This window comes from Sinorhizobium alkalisoli (genome assembly GCF_008932245.1).
Taxonomy (GTDB): domain Bacteria; phylum Pseudomonadota; class Alphaproteobacteria; order Rhizobiales; family Rhizobiaceae; genus Sinorhizobium; species Sinorhizobium alkalisoli.
On the sequence record NZ_CP034909.1, the window covers coordinates 729,083 to 742,813 of the forward strand.

16 protein-coding genes are annotated in these 13,731 nt (G+C 64.0%); 7 read left to right on the top strand and 9 right to left on the bottom strand.

The window, feature by feature from the left end; genetic code table 11:
* Positions 1-3: 3 nt before the first annotated feature.
* From EKH55_RS03505 to EKH55_RS03525, 5 genes are all read left to right on the top strand, one after another.
* On the top strand, positions 4-1,239 hold the full coding sequence (locus EKH55_RS03505) for an MFS transporter (RefSeq protein ID WP_069460564.1): 1,236 nt from the start codon (positions 4-6) through the stop codon (positions 1,237-1,239).
* Between the two features lie 171 nt (positions 1,240-1,410).
* The gene (gene nadA / locus EKH55_RS03510) at positions 1,411-2,490 is read left to right on the top strand and encodes a quinolinate synthase NadA (protein ID WP_151610987.1); all 1,080 of its coding nucleotides are present in this window, start codon (positions 1,411-1,413) and stop codon (positions 2,488-2,490) included.
* A 50-nt stretch (positions 2,491-2,540) separates the two neighbouring features.
* Positions 2,541-4,139 carry an L-aspartate oxidase gene (locus tag EKH55_RS03515; RefSeq protein ID WP_151610988.1) on the top strand — a complete coding sequence of 533 codons (1,599 nt, stop codon included), beginning with the start codon at positions 2,541-2,543 and terminating at the stop codon, positions 4,137-4,139.
* A gap of 40 nt (positions 4,140-4,179) precedes the next feature.
* Positions 4,180-5,082, top strand: coding sequence for a carboxylating nicotinate-nucleotide diphosphorylase (gene nadC / locus EKH55_RS03520; RefSeq protein ID WP_069460567.1), 903 nt, complete (start codon positions 4,180-4,182; stop codon positions 5,080-5,082).
* Positions 5,083-5,185: 103 nt separating this feature from the next.
* Complete coding sequence (locus EKH55_RS03525; protein WP_427915836.1) at positions 5,186-5,707, top strand: superoxide dismutase family protein; 522 nt, start codon at positions 5,186-5,188, stop codon at positions 5,705-5,707.
* 3 nt (positions 5,708-5,710) lie between these two features.
* Here EKH55_RS03525 and EKH55_RS03530 read toward each other — a convergent pair whose 3' ends face one another.
* From EKH55_RS03530 to EKH55_RS03565, 8 genes are all read right to left on the bottom strand, one after another.
* Positions 5,711-6,733, bottom strand: coding sequence for an NUDIX hydrolase (locus tag EKH55_RS03530; RefSeq protein WP_069460568.1), 1,023 nt, complete (start codon positions 6,731-6,733; stop codon positions 5,711-5,713).
* Positions 6,681-7,220, bottom strand: coding sequence for a tyrosine phosphatase family protein (locus EKH55_RS03535; protein ID WP_069460569.1), 540 nt, complete (start codon positions 7,218-7,220; stop codon positions 6,681-6,683). The genes EKH55_RS03530 and EKH55_RS03535 overlap by 53 nt, the downstream gene beginning before the upstream one ends.
* Positions 7,217-7,831, bottom strand: a complete 615-nt coding sequence (locus EKH55_RS03540; protein ID WP_069460570.1) for an HD domain-containing protein — start codon at positions 7,829-7,831, stop codon at positions 7,217-7,219. Before EKH55_RS03540 ends, EKH55_RS03535 begins: the two co-directional genes overlap by 4 nt.
* Positions 7,828-8,676: a CAF17-like 4Fe-4S cluster assembly/insertion protein YgfZ gene (ygfZ, locus tag EKH55_RS03545; RefSeq protein ID WP_069460571.1), complete on the bottom strand. Its 849-nt coding sequence runs from the start codon at positions 8,674-8,676 to the stop codon at positions 7,828-7,830. The genes EKH55_RS03540 and ygfZ overlap by 4 nt, the downstream gene beginning before the upstream one ends.
* Positions 8,677-8,742: 66 nt before the next feature.
* Positions 8,743-9,483 carry a hypothetical protein gene (locus tag EKH55_RS03550; protein ID WP_069460572.1) on the bottom strand — a complete coding sequence of 247 codons (741 nt, stop codon included), beginning with the start codon at positions 9,481-9,483 and terminating at the stop codon, positions 8,743-8,745.
* A gap of 14 nt (positions 9,484-9,497) precedes the next feature.
* The gene (locus tag EKH55_RS03555; protein WP_106407932.1) at positions 9,498-9,767 is read right to left on the bottom strand and encodes a hypothetical protein; all 270 of its coding nucleotides are present in this window, start codon (positions 9,765-9,767) and stop codon (positions 9,498-9,500) included.
* A gap of 158 nt (positions 9,768-9,925) precedes the next feature.
* A complete protein-coding gene (locus EKH55_RS03560) occupies positions 9,926-10,354 on the bottom strand; it encodes a TIGR02301 family protein (RefSeq protein WP_069460573.1) in 429 nt (142 codons plus the stop codon).
* Between the two features lie 133 nt (positions 10,355-10,487).
* Positions 10,488-10,916, bottom strand: coding sequence for an NUDIX hydrolase (locus EKH55_RS03565; protein WP_069460574.1), 429 nt, complete (start codon positions 10,914-10,916; stop codon positions 10,488-10,490).
* 58 nt (positions 10,917-10,974) lie between these two features.
* Between EKH55_RS03565 and EKH55_RS03570 the strand changes: the two genes are divergently transcribed.
* Positions 10,975-11,745 carry an SOS response-associated peptidase gene (locus EKH55_RS03570; protein WP_069460575.1) on the top strand — a complete coding sequence of 257 codons (771 nt, stop codon included), beginning with the start codon at positions 10,975-10,977 and terminating at the stop codon, positions 11,743-11,745.
* 9 nt (positions 11,746-11,754) lie between these two features.
* On the opposite strand, the gene EKH55_RS29305 is transcribed toward EKH55_RS03570, so the two are convergent.
* On the bottom strand, positions 11,755-11,907 hold the full coding sequence (locus EKH55_RS29305) for a hypothetical protein (RefSeq protein WP_165614752.1): 153 nt from the start codon (positions 11,905-11,907) through the stop codon (positions 11,755-11,757).
* A 410-nt stretch (positions 11,908-12,317) separates the two neighbouring features.
* Between EKH55_RS29305 and cysS the strand changes: the two genes are divergently transcribed.
* Positions 12,318-13,718 (top strand): cysteine--tRNA ligase, encoded by a 1,401-nt coding sequence (gene cysS / locus EKH55_RS03575; protein WP_069460577.1) that lies wholly within the window; start codon positions 12,318-12,320, stop codon positions 13,716-13,718.
* Positions 13,719-13,731 lie beyond the last annotated feature (13 nt).

Genomic DNA, 13,731 nt, shown 5'->3' on the forward strand with positions numbered 1-13,731 from the left:
CCCATGTCCGCAGTCACCCCAGCCGTGCGTACGGCAGATCATGGCAGTCTGCCCTGGTTGATCATTGCCGCCGGTTCCATGATCGCGATGCTGACCTTCGGTCCGCGTTCGGCCATGGGCTTCTTCCAGTTGCCCATGCTCGCCGACACCGGATGGGACAGGACGACCTTCGGTCTTGCCATGGCAATCCAGAACCTCTGCTGGGGTCTCGGCCAGCCGTTCTTCGGCGCCATCGCCGACAAGTTCGGCACCTGGCGCACGCTGGCGCTTTCGGGCCTTCTCTACGCAAGCGGCCTCGTCATCATGGCCTTCGCCAATGCGCCGATCTGGTTGCATATCGGCGGCGGCGTGCTGGTCGGTCTCGGCGTCGCGTCCGGCTCCTTCGGCATCGTGCTCTCAGCCTTCGCACGCAATGTCGCGCCGGACCGTCGTGCGCTCGTCTTCGGCATCGGCACTGCGGCGGGCTCGGCCGGCATGTTTCTTTTCGCGCCGCTGAGCCAGGGGCTGATTTCAGCCTATGGCTGGTCCGACAGTCTCGTCTATCTCGGCCTCCTGATGCTGCTCGTGCCGCTCATCGCCGTCCCGCTGCGCGGCAATGCCAGTTCGGGGAGGCACTCCGAAGCGCTGTCCGCGCAGACCATTGGCGAGGCCGTAAAGGAAGCGCTCGGCCATCGGAGCTATCTGCTGCTCGTCTCCGGCTTCTTCGTCTGCGGCTATCAGGTGGCCTTCATCACGGCACATTTCCCGGCCTATCTCGGCGACATCGGCATCGATGCCCGTTATGCGGTGATCGCGCTTGCGCTGATCGGCTTCTTCAACATTATCGGCTCTCTGTCCGCCGGCATCATCAGCCAGCGCTATTCGAAGCCCTACTTCCTGGCGTGGATCTATCTTGGACGCTCGGTCGTGGTGACGGCCTTTCTCCTGCTGCCGCAAACGCCGATGTCGGTCATCGTCTTCGCGATTGCCATGGGTCTCCTGTGGCTTTCGACCGTGCCGCCGACCAACGCGCTCGTGGCGATAATGTTCGGAACGCGCCATCTCGGCCTGCTCGGTGGCATCGTCTTCCTTTCCCACCAGGTAGGCTCCTTTTTGGGGGTCTGGATGGGCGGCTATCTCTACGACCGCTTCGGATCCTACGATCCTGTCTGGTGGCTCGGCGTCGCGCTCGGCGTCTTCGCGGCGATCGTTCACTGGCCGATCGAAGAACGCGGCGTCGCCCGCCCGGCTATGGCCTGACATCGAGAGGGTGCGTCCGGCAGCGCCGGGCGCACTGCCTGTTTGCGACGCTTGAAATCTGTCACAAAACTTTCTAAATCAGTTCGGCGGCCCCCAGCCGCTTTTTTTTAAGCCAATTATGCTCACATTGAGCATAATTGGTCGAGCCGAGAACGGCAAAAGGAGAGCTCGATGAGCAGACTTAACCTTCGCACGGCCGCGGCGTCTGCGCCAGCCTTCGTGAGCGCTGCGGCGCGCTTCGGCGTCATCGAAAGGCCGGACCTCGCCTACACCCCGGCGGTCGCCCGCGAGACCGAGCATCTCCACGAAAAGGTCAAGGATTTCATTCCGCCGATAGAATGGGCAGCCTATGCGCCTTATATCCACGCCATCAACCGGCTGAAGAAAGAACGCAACGCCGTCATCCTGGCGCACAATTACCAGACGCCGGACATCTTCCATTGCGTTGCCGATATCGTCGGCGATTCGCTACAGCTCGCGCGCGACGCCACCAAGGTGGATGCCGAGATCATCGTCCAGTGCGGCGTGCACTTCATGGCCGAAACCTCCAAGCTGCTCAATCCGGACAAGACGGTGCTGATCCCCGACGCCAGGGCCGGTTGCTCGCTCTCGGAATCGATCACCGGTGCCGATGTGCGGCTCTTGAAGGAGCGCTATCCCGGCGTTCCGGTCGTCACCTACGTCAACACCTCGGCCGAGGTGAAGGCCGAGACCGATATCTGCTGCACCTCGTCGAACGTGTTGGCGGTTGTCGAAAGCCTCGAATCCGACACCGTGCTCTGCATCCCGGACGAATACCTGGCGATGAACGTCGCCCGCCAGACCAACAAGAAGATTCTCACCTGGAAGGGTCATTGCGAGGTTCACGAGCGCTTCACCGCGGCCGAACTCCTCGCCTACAAGGAGGCCAATCCGGGCATCGAGATCATTGGCCATCCGGAATGCCATCCGGACGTGATCGCCGTTTGCGATTTCTCCGGTTCGACTTCGGGCATGATCAACTACGTCAAGGACAAGCGGCCCGGCCGCGTGCTGCTCGTCACCGAATGCTCGATGGCGTCCAATATCCAGGCGGAGGTGCAAGGCGTCGACTTCGTCAAACCCTGCAATCTCTGTCCGCACATGAAGCGCATCACGCTGCCGAAGATCCTCGACAGCCTGCTCGACATGACGGAAGAGGTTCTGGTGGATCCCGCCATCGCCGACCGCGCGCGCCTGGCCGTCGAGCGCATGGTGAACCTCAAGCAGTAATATCGGCTGCAGAGCCAGCCCATGCAGGCCGTCGAAGGAGTGACCGCGCCATGCTGACCGACCATTTCCGTCCGCAATCCTTCAATGGGATCGATGATATCGTCATCGTCGGCGGGGGCCTTGCGGGGCTTTTCTGCGCGCTGAAGCTCGCGCCGCGGCCCGTCACCGTCCTGGCTGCCGCGCCGATCGGCCACGGCGCCTCCTCCGCCTGGGCGCAAGGGGGGATTGCCGCGGCGATGAGCACGGGCGACACGTACGAGAAGCACGTCGCCGATACGGTCGCCGCCGGAGCCGGCATCGTCGACGAGAAGATGACGCGTATGATGGTCGCCGAGGGACCGGCGCGCATCCACGATCTGCTCGAATACGGCGTGCCCTTCGACCGGGATCTCGAGGGCAGGCTCCTGCTTTCGCGCGAGGCCGCGCATTCCGAGCGGCGCATCGTCCGCGTCAAGGGTGACATGGCCGGCCGGGCCATCATGGAGGCGCTGATCGCCGCCGTGCGCGGCACCCCTTCGATCCGCGTGCTGGAAGGTTACGTGGTTGAGGAACTGGTGCGCGAAGGCCGTTTCATTTCCGGTGTCGTGGCCAGGCCTGATGCCGGTCAGTCGAAGAGGCGGGTATCCTTTCCGGCGCGCGCCGTCGTCCTCTGCTCGGGCGGTGTCGGTCACCTCTTCGCGGTTACCACCAATCCCTGGGAGGCTTGTGGCCAGGGCGTGGGCATGGCGGCGCGGGCCGGCGCCATCATCGCCGATCCCGAATTCGTGCAGTTCCACCCGACCGCGATCAATATCGGCAAGGATCCGGCACCGCTCGCCACCGAGGCGCTGCGCGGCGATGGCGCCATTCTCGTCAATTCCAAAGGCCAACGCTTCATGCTCGACATTCATCCGGACGGAGAGCTTGCCCCGCGCGATGTCGTTTCCCGCGGCGTCTTCGCCGAAGTGCAGGCCGGGCGCGGCGCCTTCCTCGATTGCACCAGGGCCGTCGGCAAGCATTTCCCCGAGATGTTTCCGACCGTCTATGCCTCCTGCATCGCGGCCGGCATAGACCCGGTGGAACAGCCGATCCCGGTCGCGCCGGCGGTGCACTACCATATGGGCGGCGTGCTCACCGACGGAGAGGGGAGGACCTCGATCGATGGCCTCTGGGCTGCGGGCGAAGTCACTTCCACCGGCGTCCACGGCGCCAATCGGCTTGCCTCGAATTCGCTCCTTGAAGCGGTCGTCTTTGCCGCGCGCATCGCCGACAACATCAAGGGCGCCCTGCCGGCGCCGAAGCTCACCGAATGGGGCGACAATGCCGGCGAGAACGACGATCCGGTGACGGTCGACGACAGTCCGCCATTCAAGCGCTTGCGTGCGCTGATGAGCGAGTGCGTCGGCGTCGTGCGCACGCGCGAGAGCCTGGCTCGTTCCATCCGCGAGATCGCCGAGCTGGAGCGCGCCAACACGCGGTTGCGCTTCGCCAATATCGTCACCACGGCCAAGCTCATCGCCGTTGCCGCCTTGCAGCGCTCGGAGAGCCGGGGCGGCCATTTCCGCGCCGATTGCCCGGAAGAGCGACCCGAATGGCGGCGCCGCACCTATTTGACACTGGCGCAGGCGGAGCGGCTGGCGGCCGAGGTCGCCGAAACCGAGCCGGCGTGACCCCGCGCCACCGTGGATTCAGACAATGGGGAACTCCGTCATGACCGTCGCCCTTCGTCCCGAACTCCCCGCTCTCATGGTCGAGGAGCAGGTGAGAAACGCTCTATTGGAAGACCTCGGCCGCGCTGGCGACATCACCACGCTTGCGACCGTCGGACCGGATATGGCGGCCACGGCCGAAATGCGCGGGCGCGAAGCGGGCGTCATTGCGGGCCTGGAACTGGCACGCACCGCCTTCCGCCTCATCGATCCGTCGATCAGTTTCGAAGCCCTGGTTAACGAGGGGGAACGCGTGGCAGCGGGAACGGCCATCGCCCGGATATCCGGTCGCGCCCGCTGCCTGCTGTCGGCGGAGCGCGTAGCGCTCAATTTTCTTATGCATCTGTCGGGCATCGCCAGCTATACGGCAAAATTCGCCGACGAGATTGCCCACACGGCGGCGAAGGTCTGCTGCACGCGCAAGACCATCCCCGGCCTGCGGGCGCTCGAGAAATATGCCGTGCGCCTCGGCGGCGGCTCCAACCACCGCTACGGGCTCGATGACGCGGTGCTGATCAAGGACAATCACATCGCGGTTTCCGGAGGGGTCGCCGACGCCATCCGCGCCGCGCGCGCCTATTGCGGTCATCTGGTGAAGGTCGAGGTCGAGGTCGATGGCCTCGCTCAGATGCGCGAGGCGCTGACCGCCGGGCCGGACGTGATCCTGCTGGACAATATGGATCCGGACCTGCTCCGCGAAGCCGTCTTGATAAACGCCGCTCATTGGGGACTCGGCGCCGCCGTATACCCGGGCGATCCGCGCCGCACCCGGCTCGAGGCCTCCGGCAATGTCAAGATCGACACGATCCGCGCGATTGCCGAAACGGGCGTCGACTATATCTCCACCTCGAAGATCACCATGGCGGCGCCGACGCTCGATATCGGGCTCGATATTTCGATCTAGCCGAACCCAAGCCAGCGGTGGCTCCGGCAAAATCCATCCGGGCAGGGGAACGAGGTCGGCAGCCATGCGTTGCCGTCTTGGAGCCGAGAGCAAGGAAGGATTGATGATGATCAGGACGATAGCTGTCGTCGCCTTCGCGGCGGGACTGGCAACCGCTGCGGCCGCACAACAATCATCTCAGACGGCAACCGCCGATTTCATCGGCAAGGATCGCAAGGAGACGGGGCGGGCGACCCTGACGGCCGGCGGCAAGGGCGTGCTGTTTGAGGTGGAGGTCAGCGGCCTGCCGAAGGACACCTGGGTTGCCTTCCACGTGCACGAAATGGGGAATTGCGACCCTGCGGAGAGCTTCAAGTCTGCGGGAAGCCACTTTGCCGGTGAAGACGAAAACGCCGAACACGGATTCCTCGCGGCAAACGGCCCGCATGCCGGCGATCTGCCGAACCAATATGTCGGCGCCGACGGTGTCCTGCGTGCCCACGTGTTCAACAGCTTCGTATCGCTTGATGAAACGGGGACGGCGATCCGCGGCCGCGCTTTGGTGATCCACCAGAATTCCGACGACAACCGCAGCCAGCCGGACGGCGGTGGCGGCGAACGATTGGCCTGCGCCGTCATCAGGTGACGTTTATCGGCCTCCGACCTTAAGGCCCGGAGCGGGCCGCTCGTCGAGAATTTGCCGTCTGAAGCGGAAAAGCGCCGCGGGCCGGCCACCGGTCGACGCCAGCGTTCCTCCCGTGGCTTCGACGAGTTCGGCGCCCTCGACCAGCCGACGAAAATTCTGTTTGTGTAGGTGCTGGCCGGAGATTGCCTCCACAGTCGCCTGCAGATGGGTCAACGTGAATTCCGGCGGCATCAGTTCGAAGACGACGGGCCTGTACTTGATCTTGCCGCGCAGCCGGGCGATGGCGGTGGCAACGATGCGGCGATGATCGTGCCGCATGGCGAGCCCGACCGCCGAACCGCCGGGGCCGCGGCAATGACCGTCGATCACGGCCTCCCGCACCAGCCCCGCCTCGTAAAGCAGCTCGTACCGCTCCAGCACGCGCTCCTCGTCCCAGGGGAAGTCATCGAGACCGAAAGCGAGGCGCAGGCGCGCTCGGCGCTGTGCGCTCGAGACGGATTTCTCCTTGTCGGCCTGGGCAATCTTCCATTGGGCGAGCGCAGGCAGGATCGCCTGGTCGAGAATTGCCGGGCGACCCTGCCGCCAGTCTTCCCAAGGCAGATAACGGTACCAGTCCCGCCAATGGGCGCCTGCCTCCGCCAGCCGTTCGTTGTTCTCGGCGTCGGTGCGCGTCAGCGCGAGATAGCCGACGGAGACCATGTGCTTGCCTTCCTCGCCAGGAAGACGCTGCCGACCGCGATCGCCGAAGGTATAGAGCTGCTCGATATAGCCGAGCTTCAGCGCGGTCCGCTTCTCGACGCGGGCGCGAAGGCTCTCCTCGAAAGTGCGGTGGCGCGCCGGATCGAAGGGCCCGAAGGGCAGGCCGTCGCGCACGTCGCCATCGGTTTCGCTGACGGCGAGAATGCGCGGGCTGCGGTTGACGACGGCGACGATGACCGCATTGAGGCCGATCTCGACCGTAGCGGGTTGTGCGTCAGCCGGCATGCATGGACATCTCCGGGCGAAGTGGCAGGAGGAAGGGCGCATTGCCGTCGGCCTCCGCGCCGCGGCCGATGGCTCGTACCGCCGCGATCAGCCTTCCCTTGCGCGATAACGCATGATCCCCAATTTCCACCAGCCGGGTGTTCGGCGTCGCGAAGGGCGACACCACCCGCAGCCGCGTCGCCAGCACCACGTCGTCCTGATCGGGCTCGACGGCAAGTGCCGCGATCAGCGCTGCGGCCGGTGAGCGCGAAACGCCCATCCAGCAATGGACGAGGAGCGGTCGCGCACGATCCCATTGCCGCGCGAATTCGACGATCTGCTCGACGTGGGTCTCCTGCGGCGCTACGAGGTCGCCCGTCCCGGCGAAGCTGATGTCGTTGACGCCGATCGTCAGATGTTTCGTGCCGTCGATCACCGCAGGGCGATGGAAATCCTGCCCCTTCGCAAGCAGGCTGACCATTTCGCGGCAGCGGTGGCGAACCGCCATTTCCGCTATGCGTGCGAGCGGCGACACGACGATGCCTGTCATGTCACGCTCTCGTGCTTCGCCTTGGCGCGCTCATTCTCGAGCGTGCCGAAACGGGCGGAAAAAAGGCGTTGTGCCTCGATCGCCGGCAGCGGATCGATCAGCAGGGTCTCGCGCGTAATGCCGCGCGGCTGACCGAAGAACCTCCGGGCCTCTTCGGGCGAGAAGCCTGCAATTTCCGTCGCCTCGAAATAGGCGGCGACGCGGTCGGCCTTCTTGATCCGATCCTTAAGTTCCCTGGGCGTGTGCGCCGGCAGACCGAAGCGCAGATGCACCGCGCTCTCCAGGCGGTTTTCCACCGCCTTATAGCCGCCACCGACCACGGCCTTGAAAGGTGAGATCATATCGCCGATCACATATTCCGGCGCATCGTGGAGCAGCGCCATCAGGCAGTCGTCGGCACTGCAGCGATTGGTGCGCCGGAAAATCTCCTCTACGAGCAGGCTGTGCTGGGCGACGGAAAAGGCGTGATCGCCGGTCGTCTGCCCGTTCCAGCGCGCAACGCGGGCGAGTCCGTGGGCGATGTCGGCCAGTTCGACGTCGAGCGGCGAGGGGTCGAGCAGATCGAGCCGCCGACCGGAAAGCATCCGTTGCCAGGCTCGCGCATTCGTCATGCGCTTGCCTCATCGGTATCCGCCGGAAAGACGAGTCCGGTCCAGCCGGGCAGCGTCAGCATCACGGGCACATCGCCGGCAAGGATCGCTTCCCCCTTCGCCATCGCTTCCCCCGCCTTGTCGATGCGCACGATCGCGAGCCCGGCCTTGTCGCGCACCGTCCCGAGCGCGCCGATCGGCCGCCCGGAGGCGGAGATGCTCGTGCCCGTCGGCGGGAGGGCCATTTCGCCGGCGACGATCACCACGCGGCGCCGGGCCGAGCCGCGGTGCTGCATGCGCGAAACGACCTCCTGCCCGACATAGCAACCCTTGCGGAAGGATAGACCGCCATTCAGATCCATCAGCACATCGTGGGGAAAGGCGTCCTGCAAGGCATAGTCCCGACCGGCGACAGCGACGCCCGCCGCGATCCTCAGACCGTCGAGATCGGCGACGGTCGCGTCGGCTTCGGCCGTCTCGGCATAAATCCGGAACACCGGCGTGCCGGCCTTTTCAAAACGGTGGTCGCGATAGCTGCCGCTCGGTCGCTCCTCGCCGAAGACGACCGTCACCGGCGCTGGCGAGGCGAGCGAGAGTTCCACCGCTGATCTGAGCTTGTACATGGTCAGGCGCTTTAGAAGCACCTCGGCCTGATCGCTCGTCGTCTCCAGCCGGAATTTGTCGCCGTCGCGGGAGATCAGAAACTCGAAAAAAATCTTGCCCTGCGGGGTCAGAAGGGCACCGGGACTCGCTTCGCCCTCGGCCAGCGAACCGATATCGGTGGTGACCAGGCCCTGCAACAGCGCTTCTGCGTCCTGTCCGGAAACGCGGATCACTGCACGGTTGTCAAGGCAGAGCTTCGGCATGGCTTCGAATCCTGTTCTGTTTCTCGAACAGGTAGGATTTCCGGTGGGCAAGAGCAAGCGTGCCGGTCAATCGCCGGCGACGAAGAACCTCCATCGGCCGTCGGGCGCAATGCCCACACGATAGAAATTGTAGTTGCCGAGTTCCTCCATGCCGGCGAAGTCACCGGCTGTGACGAGGCGGAACAGATCGACCTTCTCCGGTGGCGTCAGGGACGACAGAGGTTTCTCGGCAAAATAGGGCCAGATATAGGCCTCCTCAGGCGTGCCCTTGTCCGCAAGAACGAAAGCAGTCGAAAGCACGTCGAGGAGGATCGCCAGAATTTCGACGCCGTCCTGGTCGCCGGACAGGCCCTTCAGCACCGCAATCGGATCCTCCTCGCCGGCGGCGCCGGAGACTTGCGTCTGGGTCGGACCCTTGCCGAGCAGGGGGCGCAGCCTCTCGATGTCTCCGGACGCAGCGGCTTCGACGATCAGTTCGCGCATGCGGACGACGGGTGCCGGTAGTTTCGAAACATCCGTCAGCACCTCGACCGGCTCGACCACCTCCGGTGCAGCCTCTTCGATGGCCTCTCCCGCCCCTTCGTTCACCAACGGGTCAGGTGTTGGAATCTCAAGCGGGACGGCCTCTTCGGGCGCCTCTCGAGGTGCCGGTGCATCGCTCTGCCCGTCGGCAACGGGAGCGGGGGCCGGTCGCAATTCGCTGAGCGCGAATGCAGGCGCAACCGCGGTCGGTGACAGGACGACACCTGCCAGCAGCAGCGCAACGAGGCGCACCGGTGTCGCCCGGTAAGCTGAAGTCCGGCTCATGGGCAGTCCTGGCGTTACTGTAGAGTCCGCTGTGGCGAAAATTCTCCAGCGAGCATCCGCTCGCGAAGAGAGTTCAGCATGGCCTCGGCACCCTCTTCGCCGTGGAGCCGAACGGTTTCCCGCATTGCCAGCGCAATGGCCGCGTCGGCGATGATTTCCGGCTCGATTCCGTCGGCCATACCGTCCGCCCAGGCTTCGTTCTGGTGTTCCAGGGCCGCCTGCATTTTTTCGTGGACGATCATGTCGTCAATGTCGGTCAGGCTTGGTTCCATCATTCGATCCATGCGGGTTCCATCAGCTATACTCGGCCTAAGCTAGCGCCTCTCTGCTGAACCGCAACTGAACGGGCAGACAGGCCGGGCACTCCTTACCACTGTCTTAACAACTTAGCAGCCTTTTCCCGAAACGACACGGGCTCGCGGAAAAAGGGGTTAATATCCTGTTAATTCCCGAAGCGTGCCACGATTTCTGAAGCAAGTGTTGCGCCTTCGGCACGGTATCGCGCCTCGGCGAGTGTCGCCGACTCGGTGCAGGCGCTGTAGACGGAGGCAAATGTCCGATAGCCCCGGTTGAAGGCGGCGGTCATGTGCTCGCGTCGTTTCGGTTCGCCTGCCGTCTCACGGTCGATCAACGCCTGCATCGATTGCCGCCAGGTGTCTTCGGGTTTCGCCAGGCAGAGATTGCGCAGGTAATGGACCGAACCCAGTATTTCGGCGAGCCGCAACAGGCGCTGTTCATAGGGCGGCGGTTTCGCCTCGACGGCCGGCGGGGGTGTCTCGGCGGGCGGCGCGTCCTGGGCGGCAGCGGCTGCCGCCAAGGCAAGCGTCACGCAGGTCAGGAACAGCCGTATTGGAAGCGATGCAGCGGTCATCGCTCCATCAAAGCCGAATCGGGTCTGGTTTCAAGCCTGTGCAACGGGAGAACACGAGCATTTTTTGAAGCCCGAGCTGGCGCGAAATACACAACTGGATGCAGGCGGACCATCTTCGATGGATGTCCGCGTCCTATTCCGGGCAGGCCGTCGTCCGGATGCGAACCAGCTTCTCCACGCAGTCACGAACGCTTTTCGGAACGGGCAAGGCAAAGATTTCGTCCGGCGTGAACCAGCCGACATCCAAGGCGTCGTCATTGGCAATAGCTACACAGGCGGCGTCCGCCTCGACCGTGAAGACGGATAGGAGAAAGTGACGGCTCTCGGTTCGTCGCGGGGGAAGGTCGTAAACCTCGAAAAGCACGGGATTGCATCCCCTTATGCCGGTCTCCTCCGCCAACTCGCGAAGGGCGGTTTCCGCCGGCGTTTCGCCGGCCTCGGCGCGACCGCCCGGGAAAGCATACATCTGGGCTGCGGGTGGATTGGCCCGCCGGACGAGGAGATAGCGTCCGTCCCGTTCGAGAATGGCGGAGGAAGCGCGTTCAGGTTGGCTTTGCATAATCCGGATCGAATTGCATGGGGTCGTTGACCCACCTTAAGCGAAGTGCCACATCCCTGTCATGTGCGGACGTTTTGCGCTGACGGCGACGCCGGAAGTATTGGTGGAACTGCTTGGGCTGCTGAAAGTCGAGGGCTTTCCGGCGCGGTTCAATATTGCTCCGACGCAGCCGATCCTTGTCGTCATCGCCACGGAGCGGCCGGAGCCCGGTAGCAATCTGCCGGAGCGCAAGGCGCTCCTCGCACGCTGGGGATTCACGCCGGGCTGGGTGAAGGACCCGCGCAGCTTCCCGCTGCTGATCAATGCCCGTGCCGAAACGGTGGCGGACAAGGCGGCCTTCCGGGGTGCGATGCGGCACCGCCGCATCCTGGTTCCGGCCTCCGGCTTCTACGAGTGGCATCGGCCGCCAAGGGGCAGCCGGGGCGCCTCGCAGGCCTATTGGATCCGGCCGAAGGAGGGCGGTATCGTCGCCTTTGCCGGGCTCATGGAAACCTGGTCGTCAGCGGACGGTTCGGAGGTCGATACCGCAGCCATCCTGACGACCAGCGCCAACAGGGCGGTCAGCCACGTTCACGACCGCATGCCGGTCGTTATCCAACCGCAGGATTTCACGCGTTGGCTCGATTGCAGGAGGCAGGAACCGCGCGAGGTTGCGGATCTCATGGTACCGGCGGCTGAGGAGCTCTTCGAGGCGATCCCCGTCTCCGATCGGGTCAACAAGGTCGGGAATATGGGGCCCGAGCTTCAGGAAGAAGTCACGCCCGCCGCCGGGGCTGCATTGGAGACCGAGGATCCGAGTGGGGACGGGTGCGGCCAGCTGTCGCTGTTCTAGAGGAGGCGCTCACGTGCGGCGCTTGGTGCTCTTAGTGCTCTTGGTGTTCGTCGGCTTGGCCTTGGCTTGCAGGGCGGCAGCGAGCACGGCCTTGATGCCGAGCGGCCGGTATTTCGTGACGAGATCCGCCGCCGGGGTTTTTGTTGTGGTCGCGGCTTTCATTTCACACTCTCCTGTGTTTTCCCGAGTCATGGTAACGCTTCGCTTTCGCATTTGTGCCGAAAGCCGCGTCACTTTTCATTTCCTTGGGAAACAGGATACGGCGCACAACCATGCCTCACGAATCGCTTTCCCGCGTGGCGCTTTCGGATAAGCCAAAACATGACAGATCCGTGGCCATGGGCATCGACGACGACGACTTTCGCTTGCATGCGGCTCGCCTCTTGACCGGGGCGGAGCGACGCGCGATAAGGGGCGCCATGAAGACGGTTATCTGCATAATTTGCCGGAAAATTATTCGCTAGCGCCCCGCTGGCCTGGCCGTTTTCGTCTCCACAATTCCAAGATGACAAAACGTGCGGGCCCCCCGGACGCGCTGTTGCAACGGTTGCATGCAGGCTTGGAGATTTGGGATGGGCGGAATGCCGGTTTTGAAGCTGTACAACACGCTGACGCGGGAGAAGGCCGATTTCCGGCCGATCGACCCTCAAAACGTCCGCATGTATGTCTGCGGACCGACGGTCTACGACTATGCCCATATCGGCAATGCGCGGCCGATCATCGTCTTCGACGTGGTTTTCCGGCTGCTGCGTCATATCTACGGCGAAAGCCAGGTCACCTATGCGCGCAACATCACCGACGTCGACGACAAGATCAATGCACGGGCGTTGCGCGACTATTCCGGCCTTCCGCTGAACGAGGCTATCCGCCGCGTCACGGAATCGACCGAGAAGCAGTTCCTGGAAGACGCCGCGGTGCTCGGCTGCCTCGACCCGACCGTGCAGCCGCGCGCCACCGAAAACATCGCCCAGATGATCGAGATCATCGAGAAGCTCATTGCGAAGGGCCATGCCTACGAGGCCGAAGGCGAGGTGTTGTTCGACACCACGTCGATGGCCGATTACGGGCAGCTTTCCAAGCGCAACCTCGAGGAACAGCAGGCAGGCGCCCGCATCGCCGTCGAGGCCCACAAGCGAAATCCGGGGGACTTCGTGCTCTGGAAGCTCTCGGAGGAGCATGAGCCGGGCTGGGAAAGTCCCTGGGGGCGGGGCCGGCCCGGCTGGCACATCGAGTGCTCGGCGATGAGTGGACGCTATCTTGGCGAGGTGTTCGATATTCATGGCGGCGGCATCGATCTGATCTTTCCGCACCACGAGAACGAGATTGCTCAGTCGCGTTGCGCCCACGGCACCGAAGTGATGGCGAATGTGTGGATGCATAACGGCTTCCTGCAGGTCGAAGGCCGCAAGATGTCGAAGTCGGAAGGCAATTTCATCACCATCTACGAGCTCCTGCACACGGAGAAATTCGGCGGCCGGCAATGGCCGGGCGAGGTCCTCAGGCTCGCCATGCTGATGACGCATTATCGCGAGCCGATCGACTTCTCGATCAAGCGGCTGGAGGAGGCCGAGCATCTGCTCTCGAAATGGCCGGTACCGGGCGATGCGGCTGGGGAGCCGGACCGCCAGGTGGTGGCGGCTCTTGCGGACGACCTCAATACGGTTACAGCGATCCAGGCGCTGCATGCGCTGGCTCAAAAGGCGTCGGCCGATGCGCAATATCTCGGCGCCTTTGCCGCGAGCGCCGCCCTGATCGGCGTCGTGCCGAAGGAGATCGAACTCGACGAGGCGGTCGTGCACGAGATCGACGCCCGCGTGCGCGTGCGCCTCGAACTTCTAAAGGCGAAGAACTATGCCGAGGCCGATGCGATCCGCGCCGATCTGCAGGGGCGGGGCATCCAGCTCAAGGACGGCAAGGATCCGGAAACGGGCGAACGGGTGACGACCTGGGAAGTGAAACGCTCGCAGCCCTGACCGGCGCGACGGC